The organism is Acidovorax sp. LjRoot66 (assembly GCF_964253305.1).
In the GTDB taxonomy this organism is placed as follows: Bacteria; Pseudomonadota; Gammaproteobacteria; order Burkholderiales; family Burkholderiaceae_C; genus Acidovorax.
Map to the genome: position 1 here is coordinate 468,435 of NZ_CAXUQU020000001.1, position 12,330 is coordinate 480,764.

The following is a 12,330-nucleotide window of genomic DNA, read 5'->3' on the forward strand; positions in this document are numbered from 1 at the left end:
GTGCATTCCAGAGGGGGATCGATTGGACGGAGGCAAGCGCTGCTGCGCTGGCCCGGCTCAGCTCCTCAGTACATAGCCGAGCACCATGTCGCACATGTGCGAAAGCCGCTCGTTGCGGGCTTTGGGCGCCATGAGGTCGCGTGCGAAGATGGACGAAAGCGTGTGGTTGTTCGACAGGTAGAAGTACGACAGCCCGGCGATCGACACGTACAGCTGCAGCGGGTCCACCCCGCCGCGAAAGCTGCCCTCGCGCCGGCCACGCTCCAGCACCTCGCCCAGCGTGGCGATCAGCGGCGAGTTCATCTCGCGCGCGCGCTGCGACTCCTGCAGGTGGCGTGCCTTGTGCAGGTTGGCGCTGTTGAGCAGGGTCAGGAACTGCGGGTTCTCCAGGTAGTACACCCAGGTGAACTCCACCAGCCGGCGGATGGCGGTGGCGGGCTCCAGCTCCAGCAGGTTGAGCTTGCGCTCCTCCTCGCGGATGTGCAGGTAGGCCTGCTCCAGCACGGCCTGGAAGAGCTTTTCCTTGTCCTCGAAGTAGTAGTAGATCAGCCGCTTGTTCAGGCCGGCGCGCTCGGCGATGCGGTCCATGCGGGCGCCGCCCAGGCCGTGCTCGGCGAATTCGTCGCGTGCCGCGCTGAAGATCGCGCCCTGTGAGCGGTCGGCGTCGCGCTGGCGCTCCTTGGCAGGAGTCGGCTCTGTGTCTTTGGTCATGCCCGAATAGTTCACTATCTGGTTAACAAAATCCAGTCCTTCTGGAAATCCAGAAGCGATTTTGTGGTGGCGATGCACGGCGCGGCAGGGGTCCACACGGGCACCCGGCACTATAGCCAGAGCGCCAACAGGTTCCCGGCTGGCGCATCTGCATACGCACAGCATATGGAGCTGCCCTGCACAGGCTATTTGACGGCACGCAGGGCCCTTTCTACGATGTGCCAAGGCCCTTGCCGCCCGCTGCTTTCGCAGAACCACACAACATACCCGGAGACGAATCGCCCATGCACTCCCTTCCTGCACCCCTCGTGCGCGCGATGCGCCTGCCCCTGGTGGGCCTGGCCGCCGGCCTGCTGGCCGCCTGTGCCCCGATGAAGACGCCGCCGACCGCCAGCGTGGGCGATTTGCCTGCCAGCAAGGAGGCGGCCCCGGTCGCCACCGCCTGCCCCAAGGACATCGCGGCCATCGCACGCTGCCTGTCGGGCCAGGATTCGGCGGGCGCCTACTACCTCATCGCCATGCCGAACCAGTGGAACCAGGTGCTGGTGATGCACTCGCACGGCGGCCCCACGCTGGGCGCACCCAAGGCCGAGCGCGCGGTGGAAGACCTGGAGCGCTGGTCCATCATGGTCCGCGCCGGCTATGCCTGGGCGGGCAGCACCTTCCGCCAGGGCGGTGTGGCCGTGCGCGCCGCAGCCGAGGACACCGAGCGGCTGCGCCGCATCTTCGTGGCCCAGGTGGCCCAGCCGCGCCGCACCATCCTGCACGGCCAGTCCTGGGGTGCCGGCGTGGCCGCCATGGGGGCCGACATGTTCGGCAACGGGGCCGGCAAGCCCTACGATGCCGTGCTGCTCACCAGCGGCCTGCTGGCAGGCGGCAGCCGCTCGTACGACTTCCGCACCGACCTGCGCGTGGTCTACCAGCACCTGTGCAACAACCACCCGCTGCCCAGCGAGCCGCAGTACCCGCTGAACATCGGCCTGCCGGCCAGCGCCAAGATGACCGCCGCCGAACTCACGGCCCGCGCCAACGAGTGCCTGGGCCTGAACAAGCCGGCCGCCGAGCGCACGCCCGAGCAACAGCGCAAGGTCAAGACCATCGTCGACGTGCTCCGCATCCCTGCCAGCTCGATCCAGAGCCACCTGAACTGGGGCACCTTCCACTACCGTGACGTGGTGCACCTGCGCACGGGCGACGCCAGCCCCTTCGGCAACACGGGCGCCCGGTACACGGGCTCCGCCGACGATGCGGCGCTCAACGCTGCCGTGCTGCGCTACAAGGCTGATCCGCAGGCCCTGGCGCGCTTCGCGCAGGACACCGACCCCACGGGCCGCATCGCCGTGCCGGTGCTCACCGTCAAGGGCGTGGACGACCCGACCGCCTTCGTCGAACTCGATGCCTACTTCAAGGGCACCATGGAGCGCGCCGGCAGCGGCGCGCGCCTGGTGCAGACCTTCACCCAGCACAACACCCACAGCTACCTGAGCGACCCGACCTACCCCACGCTGATGACCGCGCTGCTGCGCTGGGTGGACGAGGGCGTGAAGCCCACGCCCGACAGCATTGCCCAGCAGTGCCCGGCCTATGAAGCGCAGTTCGGCAAGGGCTGCGCCTTCCTGCCCGCCTATGTGCCCAAGCCCCTGAACAGCCGCGTGGTGGACCGCGACCGGCCGTAGCTTGTACCCGGCAGCTTGCTCGCGGCGCAATCGGCCAAGAAAAAGGGCCCCGATCGGGGCCCTGGGCTATGGGAGTGTGGGGCTCCGCAGCGAAAGGATCAGGCAAAGGCCTTGAGTGCCTTGTTCAGCGTCTCGCTGGGGCGCATCACGGCGTCCAGCTTGGCGACGTCGGGCAGGAAATAGCCACCGATGTCGGCGGGCTGGCCCTGCACGGCGGCCAGTTCGGCCACGATGGTGTCTTCCTTGGCGGTCAGTTCCTGGGCCAGCGGCGCGAAGTGCGCTGCCAGTTCCTTGTCGTCCGTCTGCGCGGCCAATTCCTGGGCCCAGTACAGGGCCAGGTAGAACTGGCTGCCGCGGTTGTCCAGCTGGCCGGTCTTCGGCGAGGGGTTCTTGTTGTTGTCCAGCAGCTTGCCCGTGGCGGCGTCCAGCGTCTTGGCCAGGATCTTGGCCTTGGCGTTGCCGGTCTTCAGCCCCATGTCCTCGAACGACACGGCCAGGGCCAGGAACTCGCCCAGCGAATCCCAGCGCAGGTGGTTCTCTTCCACCAGCTGCTGCACGTGCTTGGGCGCGGAGCCGCCGGCACCCGTTTCGTACATGCCGCCGCCAGCCATCAGGGGCACGACGGACAGCATCTTGGCCGAGGTGCCCAGTTCCATGATGGGGAACAGGTCGGTCAGGTAGTCGCGCAGGATGTTGCCGGTGGCGCTGATGGTGTCCTGGCCGCGGATCACGCGTTCCAGCGTGTAGCGCATGGCACGCACCTGGCTCATGATCTGGATGTCGAGGCCGGTGGTGTTGTGCTCGTGCAGGTACATCTTGACCTTGGTGATCAGCTGCGCTTCGTGCGGGCGGTACGAGTCGAGCCAGAACACCACGGGCATGCCGGAGTTGCGGGCGCGCGTGACGGCCAGCTTCACCCAGTCGCGGATCGCGGCGTCCTTGACCTGGCACATGCGCCAGATGTCGCCGGCTTCCACGTTCTGGGACAGCAGCACTTCGCCGGTAGCCAGGTCGGTGATGTTGGCCACGCCGTCTTCGGCGATCTCGAACGTCTTGTCGTGCGAGCCGTACTCTTCGGCCTGCTGGGCCATCAGGCCCACGTTGGGCACCGTGCCCATGGTCTTGGGGTCGAACGCGCCGTGCCATTTGCAGAAGTTGATGATCTCCTGGTAGATGCGGGCGAAGGTCGACTCGGGCATCACGGCCTTCACGTCCTTGAGGCGGCCGTTGGCGTCCCACATCTTGCCGCTGTTGCGGATCATCGCGGGCATGGACGCGTCCACGATAATGTCGTTGGGCGAGTGGAAGTTGGTAATGCCCTTGGCCGAGTCGACCATGGCCAGCTCGGGGCGGTTCTCGTGGCAGGCATGCAGGTCGCGCTTGATCTCGTCGCGCTGGCTTTGGGGCAGCGTCTCGATCTTGGCGTACAGGTCGACCATGCCGTTGTTCACGTTCACGCCCAGCTCGTCGAACGTCTTGGCGTGCTTGGCGAACGCGTCCTTGTAGAAGATGCGCACGCAGTGGCCGAACACGATGGGGTGAGACACCTTCATCATCGTGGCCTTCACGTGCAGCGAGAACATCACGCCGGTCTTGCGCGCGTCTTCGATTTCCTTCTCGTAGAACTCCAGCAGCGCCTTCTTGCTCATGAACATGCTGTCGATCACCTCGCGGTCCAGCAGCGCGACCTTGGGCTTCAAGACAATGGCCTTGCCGCCCTTGGTGATCAGTTCCATCTTCACTTCACGGGCGCGGTCCAGGGTCATGGACTTTTCGCCGTGGTAGAAGTCGCCGTGGTGCATGTGCGAGACGTGGCTGCGCGATGCCTGGCTCCACTCACCCATCGAATGGGGGTTCTTGCGCGCGTAGTTCTTCACGGCGGCGGGCGCGCGGCGATCGGAGTTGCCTTCGCGCAGCACGGGGTTCACAGCAGAGCCGATGCACTTGCCGTAGCGCGCCTTGATCTCTTTTTCCTTGTCGTCCTTGGGCTGGTCGGGGTAGTCGGGTAGTGCGTAGCCCTTGCCCTGCAGTTCGGCGATGGCCGCCTTGAGCTGCGACACCGAGGCGCTGATGTTGGGCAGCTTGATGATGTTGGCGTCGGGCTGCAGCGTCTTCTTGCCCAGCTCGGCCAGGGTGTTCGGAGCGCGTTGCTCTTCCTTCAGAAACTCGGGGAACTCGCCCAGCACGCGGGCGGCCACGGAGATGTCCGACTCCGCCACGTTGATGCCGGCAGGTGCGGCGAACGTGCGGATGATGGGCAGGAAGGAAGCCGTGGCCAGGCGAGGTGCCTCGTCGGTCAGGGTGTAGATGATGGTCGGTTGCTGTGTCGTCATGGCTTGTCTCACGAAACGGGTGTGTAAATGCCCTTTGCCGGGGTATGGCAGGGGCCAAACGCGAATGCTCTCGCATTCTCGTCTTTTGCTGCTTTCCCGGACCCCCATTTTTGCAATTGAATTCCACTATGCAAAATTTACCGTTGGGTCGGGGGATTTTTTTATCGGTTTGCTCTTGTGCGAGGGGCGGGGAGTCCAGATGGCGCGGCCCCAAATCAGCTCAAAATCCTCATCGGCAGAAGGGCCAAGCGGCAGGCCGCGTGGCAATATGGCCGGCGGTTCAGGGCTCCGGCTGGTGGCCCTATGCTTGACCGCAGCCACCAGGAGGCCCGCATGGATGAGGAACAGAACAAGCGCAACGTCATGGCCTTCTATGACCTGATGTTCAACCAGTGCCAGCCCGCGCAGGCCATCGAACGGTACGCAGGCAGCGTCTACATCCAGCACAACCCGCACGTGGCCGATGGCAAGCAGGCCTTCATCGACTACTTCGAGCGCATGGCGCGGGAGTACCCCGGCAAGCACGTGGAGTTCAAGCGCGCCCTGGCCGAGGGGGACCACGTGGTGCTGCATTGCCTGCAGACCTGGCCGGGCGACAAGGACTATGCGGGCATCGACATCTTCCGGCTCGACGCGGATGGAAAGATCGTGGAGCACTGGGACGTGCTGCAGGTGGTCCCCGAGCGGTCGGCGCACGGGAACGGAATGTTCTGAGGCAGCGCGCGCCGTGCGCTCACAGGCGCCGGACCTGCGCCCCTGCCACCACGAAACGCAGCGTGCCCGGTGGCAATTGGTCCACCGCGGATCCCGTGAACGCTCCGAACGCCGGCAGCACGACCAGCCCCGGCGTCCATGCAAAGCAGGGCAGGCGCACGCTGTCACGCGCCAGTCCGTACAGGGTCGCCGTGGGGTGCAGGTGCCCCGCCAGCACCGTGGCCCCCGCTACCGAATGCGGGTGGTGGCAGGCCAGCACCTCGACCCCCTCCATCGGTTGCCAGGGCTCATCGACCAGGGTGATACCCAGGGCTTCTGGCGGGTCGCCCGCATGCACGTCGTGGTTGCCACGCACCAGCGTCATGCGCACTGCAGCTTGGCCTTCGCGCCAGGGCTGCAGCTGCTGCCACAGGGCGTCTGCCGCACCGCTGCGCGCGTGCAGAAAGTCTCCGAGGAAGACCAGGTGCTGCGCCCCCGTCACCGCCAGCACCGCATCGAGCCGGGCCAGGTTGTCGGCCGTGGTGCCGTGCGGCACGGGCTGGCCCGCGCGGCGGAAGGTGGCGGCCTTGCCGAAATGCACGTCGGCCACGAAGGCGGCGCGCGCGGCAGGCCACCACACGGCGCGCTGGGGCAGCAGCCACAGGGCGGTGCCGCCAGGCAGGGTGATGGCCTGGGCGCCTGGGGGAGGGGCGGTGGGTGAATGGGCGAAAGAAGGGTCTGCGTTCAAGGGAAGTTCGGTCGTCGTCGTGCTCAGAATCCGTGGCGCCTTCGGGGTCGGCGGGGGCTGTCTCCCGCATCGCCTCGGCGCGCGCGCCGGGGTGGCGCGGTGGCGCCGTCGGGCACATCCCAGGCCATGTCGGCCGGGTCCACGGGATTGTCGGCGAGGTGGGTGCCGGTGGTGTCGTCGGCGGCCTTCTCTAGCGCCTGTACCATGCGCGCCAGCCGGTCGGCCAGGGTCTCGGTGCTCAGGCGTTCGCGAAAGCGCTCCACCATCAAGGGCAGGGCGAACGGGGTGGGGCGCGTGAGCGCATGGATGCACAGGGTCTGCGCCTGCATGCCGCGCAGGGTGCGGGCCAGGCGCTCCATGTCCAGCTCGTTGGCCAACAGCTCGGCGCGGGCCTGGGCCAGCAGCAGGTTGTCGGGGTCGTACTGGGCGAACACGTCGTAGTACAGCGAGGACGAGGCCTGCAGCTGGCGGCTGCTGCGCTGCTCGCCCGGGTGGCTCTGGAAGATGAGGCCTGCGATGCGCGCGATCTCGCGAAAGCGCCGGCGCGCCATTTCAGTGGCGTTCAGGCTGGCCAGCACCTCCTCTTCGAGCCCGCTGCCCAGGGCGGTGGGTGTGCCTTCGCCCAGGATGCGCGGCAGCAGCGCGGCCCAATCGATGGGCTTGGCCGAGAGCAGCTCCAGCCCATAGTCGTTGACGGCGATGGAGAAGGTGTTGGCCACCTGCTGCGATGCGCGCCAGGCCAGCAGGCCGGCCAGGCCCAGGTGCACCAGGCGGCCCGCCAGCGGGTACAGGTACAGGTGCCAGCCCTCGCGGGTGTGCAGGGTCTCGGCCACCAGGCGGCCGGGCGTGGGCAGGGCCGACCAGGCATCCTGCACGGCCAGCAGGGGGCGGGCGCACTGCATCTCGGGCGAGGCATACACGCCGCGCTCGGCCTGCTCCAGCATCTCCAGCATGGCGTCGGCCAGCGTGTTCGACAGCGGCATGCGCCCGCCGTTCCAGCGCGGCAGCGCGGCGCTGCCCCGGGGGGCGATGCGCACGTAGGCCGTCATCTGCTGGGTGCGCACCAGCTCCAGCAGGCGCCCGGCGAACATGAACACGTCGCCCTTGCGCAGCCGGGCGATGAAGCTCTCTTCCACCGAGCCCAGGCGCCCGCCGCTCACGAACTGCACCTGCATGCTGGCGTCGCTAACGATGGTGCCGATGTTGCTGCGGTGGCGGCGCGCCAGCCGCGCATCGGGCACGCGCCACACGCCTTCCTCATCGGGCGCGGCGCGCTGGAAATCGGGGTAGATGGCCAGCGAGGCCCCGCCCTGGCGCACGAACTGCAGCGCCCACTGCCAGTCGTTGTCGGCCAGCGCGGCATAGGCCGGGGCGCGGCGCACCTCGGCCAGCAGCGCCTCGGGCACGAAGCCGCCGCCCAGCGCCACGGTGACCAGGTGCTGCACCAGCACATCGAGCGGCGCGCGCGGCGTGTGCCGGTCTTCGATGCGGCCCAGCGCCAGCGCATGGCGCGCGGCGGCGGCCTCCACCAGCTCCAGGCTGTGCGTGGGCACCAGGGTGATGCTCGACGTGCGCCCCGGCGCGTGGCCGGATCGGCCCGCGCGCTGCACCAGCCGCCCCACACCCTTGGCCGAGCCGATCTGCAGCACCTGCTCCACGGGCAGAAAGTCCACGCCCAGGTCCAGGCTCGACGTGCAGACCACCGCCTTGAGCAGGCCGGCCTTGAGCCCGTTCTCCACCCAGGCGCGCACTTCCTGGCCCAGCGATCCATGGTGCAGCGCGATGGTGCCCGCCCAGTCGGGCCGTGCCTCCAGCAGCGCCTGGTACCAGCGCTCGGCCTGCGAGCGGGTGTTGGTGAACACCAGGGTCGATGCACAGGCCTCGATGGATTCCACCACCTGCGGCAGCAGCGCCAGGCCCATGTGGCCGGCCCAGGCAAAGCGGTCCACCTTGGCGGGCAGCATCACGTCCACCCGCAGGGCCTTGTCGATGCGGCCCTGCACCAGCACGGCGGGCGGTGCGGCGGGGGCGCCCTGCACCGGGCGGGGCAGCAGCGTGTCCAGCGCCTCCTGCAGGTTGCCCAGCGTGGCCGACATGCCCCAGACCTGCAGGGCCGGGTTCCAGCCCGACAAGCGCGCCAGCGCCAGCTGCGCCTGCACGCCGCGCTTGTTGCCCACCAGCTCATGCCATTCGTCTACCACCACCAACTGCACGTGGCGCAGGCGCTCATGGGCATCGGCGCGCGCCAGCAACAGCGACACGCTTTCGGGCGTGGTCACCAGCAGCGTGGGCAGGCGGCGGTCCTGCGCGGCGCGCTCGCCGCTGGCGGTGTCGCCGGTGCGCAGGCCACTGGTCCAGTCCGGCGCCAGGTCGGGCAGGGGCGCTACCAGTGCGCGCAGCGTGTCGGCGGCCAGGGCGCGCATGGGGGTGATCCACAGCACGGTGAGCGGCGGCGCTGCCGCACGGCGTGTGCGCAGGGCCGTGCGCGCGCTCGCCTCTGCAACGGGTGCCACGGGCGCGCCTGCCAGCGCCAGGTGCTGCAACGCACCCAGCCACACGGCATAGGTCTTGCCCGCACCGGTGGTGGCGTGCAGCAGGCCCGAGCGCCCTTCGCCCATGGCTCGCCACACCTCCTGCTGAAAGCCGAAAGGCTGCCAGCCGCGCGCAGCCATCCAGCCGGTGGCCGCGCTGGCGGCCACCGTGGGCAGCGGCTTGGGTGGTCGCCGGGGCGGGGCCTTGGCTCCTGTGCTCATGCCGGTGCGTCCTGCCCGGGCAAAAGCGCCATCAGCGTCTGCAGGGTATCGGCCTCGGCCACCGTCTTGTCCTGGCGCCAGCGCAGCATGCGCGGAAAGCGCACCGCGATGCCGCTCTTGTGGCGCGGGCTCTTGCCGATGCCCTCGAAGCCCAGCTCGAAGACCATGGTCGCATCCACGCTGCGCACCGGCCCGAAGCTCTCGCGCGTGGTCTTGCGGATGATGGCGTCCACCTGGCCGATCTCCACGTCCGTCAGGCCCGAATAGGCCTTGGCGAACGGCACCAGCTGGCGCTCGGGATCCTCGGGCGGTCCGTTCCACACGGCAAAGGTGTAGTCGCTGTACAGGCTGGCGCGGCGGCCATGGCCGCGCTGGGCGTAGATCAGCACGGCGTCCACGCTCATGGGGTCGATCTTCCACTTCCACCACACGCCCACGTCCTTGGTGCGGCCCACGCCATAGTGCGCCTGTCGGTGCTTGAGCATGAAGCCTTCGGTGCCCATGCCGCGCGCGGCCTCGCGCTGGCGCGCCAGGTCCTCCCAGTCGTTGCCCTGCAGCAGCGCGCTCAGCCGCAGGGGGTGCTGCGGTGGGGGGGCGATGGCTGCGGCCGGGTCAGCTTGCAGCGTGGCCTCCAGCAGTGCGCGGCGCGCCTGCTGGGGCTGCTGGCGCAGGTCCTGCCCCGCATGCTCCAGCAGGTCGTAGGTCACCAGCACCACCGGCAGCTCGCGCAGCAGCTTGGGGCCCAGGGTCTTGCGGCCCAGACGTTTTTGCAGGTCGGCAAAAGGGCGGGGCTGGGGCTCGCCGGGCAGCCACACGAGGATCTCGCCGTCGACCACCGTGCCATCGGGCAGCGCCGCCATCGCGGCCTCGGCCAACTCGGGAAAACGGTCGGTCACCAGCTCCTCGCCGCGCGACCAGACCCACACCGCGCCGCCCCGGCGCACGATCTGCGCGCGGATGCCGTCCCACTTCCACTCCACCAGCCAATCATCGGGCGCGCCCAGCAGCGCACTCATCTCGGCCACGGGCTGGCTGAACGGGTGGGCCAGGAAGAAGGGGTAGGGCTGGCCTGCCATGCCTGGGTCCGCCGCACTGCCCGTGTCGCCGTCCGCAGCTTCCTCCACGGGCGCCACCAGCGCGTTGTAGTCGCCCGCCTGCGGCTGCCGGCCGATCTGCGTGTAGCCCATCAACCGGTGGGCAATGCGCTTGGGGTCCAGCGCGCTCACCGTGGCCAGCGCCTGCGTCACCTGCAGGCGCGACACACCCACGCGGAAGTTGCCGGTGATGAGCTTGAAGTACACGAAGCGCTGCTCCGGTGCCAGCATGTCCCACTGCGTGCGCAGGCGGGCGTCGGCCGCCTCGGGCGGCAGGGCGCGCAGGGGCAGCAGCTGGGCCATCCATTCGGCCAGCGGCAGGTCCACCCGCTGCACCGGCGGTGGCAGCAGCAGGGCCAGCGTTTCGGCCAGGTCGCCCACGGCCTGGTAGCTTTCTTCGAACAGCCATTCGGGCAGGCCGGCCGCCTCCTGCGCCAGGGACTTCAGGCGCTTGGTGGGCACCATCTGGCGCGGCTTGCCCCCGGCCAGGAAGTAGGTGGCCCAGGCCGCATCGGCCGGCGGCGCCACGCGCAGGTAGGCCACCAGCGCCGCCAGCTTGGCCGACTGCCCGGTGGTGGCGTCGAGCGCCTGGAACAACTGGGCAAAGGCCTTCATGCAGCGGCCTCGGGTGCCGGCGCATCGGCCTGCGCTGGCGGCGCTGCCCCTGCGTCGTCCTCGTTGTCGTCGGCGCCGTATTCGGTCGCGAACACCTGGGCATCGAGCCCCTGCTCGCACAGCCAGCGCACCATCACCTCGGTGCTGCCGTGGGTCACGATGATGCGCTCGGCACCCGTGGCACCGATCGCCTTTTGCAGGCTGGGCCAGTCCGCGTGGTCGCTCATCACGAAGCCCCGGTCCACACCGCGGCGGCGGCGCGCGCCGCGCACCAGCATCCAGCCGCTGGCAAAGGCATCGGAATGCTCGCCAAAGCGCTTGAGCCAGGGCGTGCCTGCCGCCGAAGGCGGTGCCAGCACCAGCGCGCGGCGCAACTCGGCCTTGGTGACGCCCGGGTCCGTCACGCGCAGGGTGGGCGGTAGCGCCACGCCCGCCGCGCGGTACACGGCGTTAAGCGGGTCCACCGCACCATGCACGACGATGGGGCCAATGCCCGAGTCCACCCCGTGCAGCAGCCGCTGCGCCTTGCCGAAGGCGTATGCATACAGCACGCTGGCCTTGCCAACGGCCGCATTCGCCGCCCACCAGGCATTGATGTCGGCGAACAGCACGGGCTGCGAGGGCCAGCGGTAGATCGGCAGGCCAAAGGTCGACTCGGTGATGAAGGTATGGCAGCGCACCGGCTCGAACGGCGGGCAGGTGCCATCGTCCTCGAGCTTGTAGTCGCCCGAGGCCACCCACACCTGGCCGCCATGCTCCACCCGCACCTGGGCCGAACCCAGCACATGCCCCGCCGGGTGCAGCGACAGGCGCACGCCGTGGTGGTCGATGGTGTCGCCATAGGCCAGCGTCTGCAAATCGATGTCGGCCCCCAGCCGGTTGCGCAGCGTGCCCTCGCTGTCCTGGTGCGCCAGGTAGTGCGCCGAGCCCATGCGTGCATGGTCCGAATGCGCATGCGTGATCACGGCCCGCTCCACCGGCCGCCAGGGGTCGATGTAGAAATTGCCGGCCGGGCAGTACAGGCCTTCGGGGCGGTGGACGATGAGGTCGCTGGGCATGGTGCAGGTAGGAGTGCAGTCCATCCTAAGCGTGGAACGGAGCCCTGCGATGGCTCGTCCGGCAACTCGCAGCCGTGTCCTACAGCCGGCGCTGCCGTCGATCATCCATGGAAAGCCGCTTCCGCAATCTGCTGCACCCGGGCCATGGTGATGCCCTCCCGCTGCTCCATCGCTAGCGGATGGTCCGTCGGCTCCAGCGTGATGAGGGGGCGCTGTCCCAGGGGCATGGTCTGCACGTTCGTCTTCAGGCTCAGCGTGCCAGGCGCATAGCCAGGCAGGGCACTTTGCAGCCAACCGAAAAACGCTGGCTCGGCCTCGCGCCCTTCGCTCTCCCACAGCTCGCAGCTGCGCATGAAATTCGCCTCGCTCAGGGACACCCATGCGAGCCAGACGAAAGAATCGTCCCCGTCGACGACGGGCAGCAAGATCCGGCCGAGAATGAAAAAGTGTTGGCCGTCGATGACGCACTGGTCCGACGACAGTTCTGCCCTTGCTTCACGTTCTGCTTCGGGTATCGAGAACCATAGCTCCGGTGCAGGGGCGCCCAGGCACATCGGTATGCTGTCGTGGGTCTGGCCGCAGGTTGCGCAAAGGAATCCGGTCATGGGAACGCGTTCATTCGTTGGTGGAGCAGCGGCTGTGCCGAAAG

At 68.6% G+C, this 12,330-nt stretch carries 9 protein-coding genes; 2 read left to right on the forward strand and 7 right to left on the reverse strand.

Features of this window, described 5'->3' with window-relative positions; genetic code table 11:
* Positions 1–57 precede the first annotated feature (57 nt).
* Positions 58–711, reverse strand: a complete 654-nt coding sequence (locus ACSQ3Y_RS02210) for a TetR/AcrR family transcriptional regulator (RefSeq protein WP_057266819.1) — start codon at positions 709–711, stop codon at positions 58–60.
* Between the two features lie 284 nt (positions 712–995).
* On the opposite strand from ACSQ3Y_RS02210, the gene ACSQ3Y_RS02215 reads away from it, so the two are divergent.
* A complete protein-coding gene (locus tag ACSQ3Y_RS02215) occupies positions 996–2,387 on the forward strand; it encodes a hypothetical protein (RefSeq protein WP_157421956.1) in 1,392 nt (463 codons plus the stop codon).
* Positions 2,388–2,485: 98 nt separating this feature from the next.
* Here ACSQ3Y_RS02215 and ACSQ3Y_RS02220 read toward each other — a convergent pair whose 3' ends face one another.
* Complete coding sequence (locus ACSQ3Y_RS02220) at positions 2,486–4,720, reverse strand: NADP-dependent isocitrate dehydrogenase (RefSeq protein ID WP_436176296.1); 2,235 nt, start codon at positions 4,718–4,720, stop codon at positions 2,486–2,488.
* Between the two features lie 333 nt (positions 4,721–5,053).
* Between ACSQ3Y_RS02220 and ACSQ3Y_RS02225 the strand changes: the two genes are divergently transcribed.
* Positions 5,054–5,434, forward strand: coding sequence for a nuclear transport factor 2 family protein (locus ACSQ3Y_RS02225; RefSeq protein ID WP_057200794.1), 381 nt, complete (start codon positions 5,054–5,056; stop codon positions 5,432–5,434).
* 19 nt (positions 5,435–5,453) lie between these two features.
* Here ACSQ3Y_RS02225 and pdeM read toward each other — a convergent pair whose 3' ends face one another.
* The 5 genes from pdeM to ACSQ3Y_RS02250 all read right to left on the reverse strand — a co-directional run bounded on the left by pdeM (position 5,454) and on the right by ACSQ3Y_RS02250 (position 12,286).
* A complete protein-coding gene (gene pdeM, locus ACSQ3Y_RS02230; RefSeq protein ID WP_436176297.1) occupies positions 5,454–6,161 on the reverse strand; it encodes a ligase-associated DNA damage response endonuclease PdeM in 708 nt (235 codons plus the stop codon).
* A gap of 23 nt (positions 6,162–6,184) precedes the next feature.
* Positions 6,185–8,914, reverse strand: coding sequence for a ligase-associated DNA damage response DEXH box helicase (locus ACSQ3Y_RS02235; RefSeq protein WP_436176298.1), 2,730 nt, complete (start codon positions 8,912–8,914; stop codon positions 6,185–6,187).
* Positions 8,911–10,623: an ATP-dependent DNA ligase gene (locus tag ACSQ3Y_RS02240; RefSeq protein ID WP_436176299.1), complete on the reverse strand. Its 1,713-nt coding sequence runs from the start codon at positions 10,621–10,623 to the stop codon at positions 8,911–8,913. The genes ACSQ3Y_RS02235 and ACSQ3Y_RS02240 overlap by 4 nt, the downstream gene beginning before the upstream one ends.
* The gene (locus tag ACSQ3Y_RS02245) at positions 10,620–11,681 is read right to left on the reverse strand and encodes a ligase-associated DNA damage response exonuclease (RefSeq protein WP_436176300.1); all 1,062 of its coding nucleotides are present in this window, start codon (positions 11,679–11,681) and stop codon (positions 10,620–10,622) included. The genes ACSQ3Y_RS02240 and ACSQ3Y_RS02245 overlap by 4 nt, the downstream gene beginning before the upstream one ends.
* Before the next feature lie 101 nt (positions 11,682–11,782).
* Entirely contained in the window at positions 11,783–12,286 is a 504-nt protein-coding gene (locus ACSQ3Y_RS02250) for a DUF2199 domain-containing protein (RefSeq protein ID WP_436176301.1), read from the reverse strand.
* Positions 12,287–12,330: the final 44 nt, after the last annotated feature.

Coding starts and splice junctions, on each gene's coding strand:
- ACSQ3Y_RS02210 (WP_057266819.1), bottom strand. CDS start 711: ATGACCAAAGACACAGAGCCGACTCCTGCCAAGGAGCGCCAGCGCGAC.
- ACSQ3Y_RS02215 (WP_157421956.1), top strand. CDS start 996: ATGCACTCCCTTCCTGCACCCCTCGTGCGCGCGATGCGCCTGCCCCTG.
- ACSQ3Y_RS02220 (WP_436176296.1), bottom strand. CDS start 4,720: ATGACGACACAGCAACCGACCATCATCTACACCCTGACCGACGAGGCA.
- ACSQ3Y_RS02225 (WP_057200794.1), top strand. CDS start 5,054: ATGGATGAGGAACAGAACAAGCGCAACGTCATGGCCTTCTATGACCTG.
- ACSQ3Y_RS02235 (WP_436176298.1), bottom strand. CDS start 8,914: ATGAGCACAGGAGCCAAGGCCCCGCCCCGGCGACCACCCAAGCCGCTG.
- ACSQ3Y_RS02240 (WP_436176299.1), bottom strand. CDS start 10,623: ATGAAGGCCTTTGCCCAGTTGTTCCAGGCGCTCGACGCCACCACCGGG.
- ACSQ3Y_RS02245 (WP_436176300.1), bottom strand. CDS start 11,681: ATGCCCAGCGACCTCATCGTCCACCGCCCCGAAGGCCTGTACTGCCCG.
- ACSQ3Y_RS02250 (WP_436176301.1), bottom strand. CDS start 12,286: ATGACCGGATTCCTTTGCGCAACCTGCGGCCAGACCCACGACAGCATA.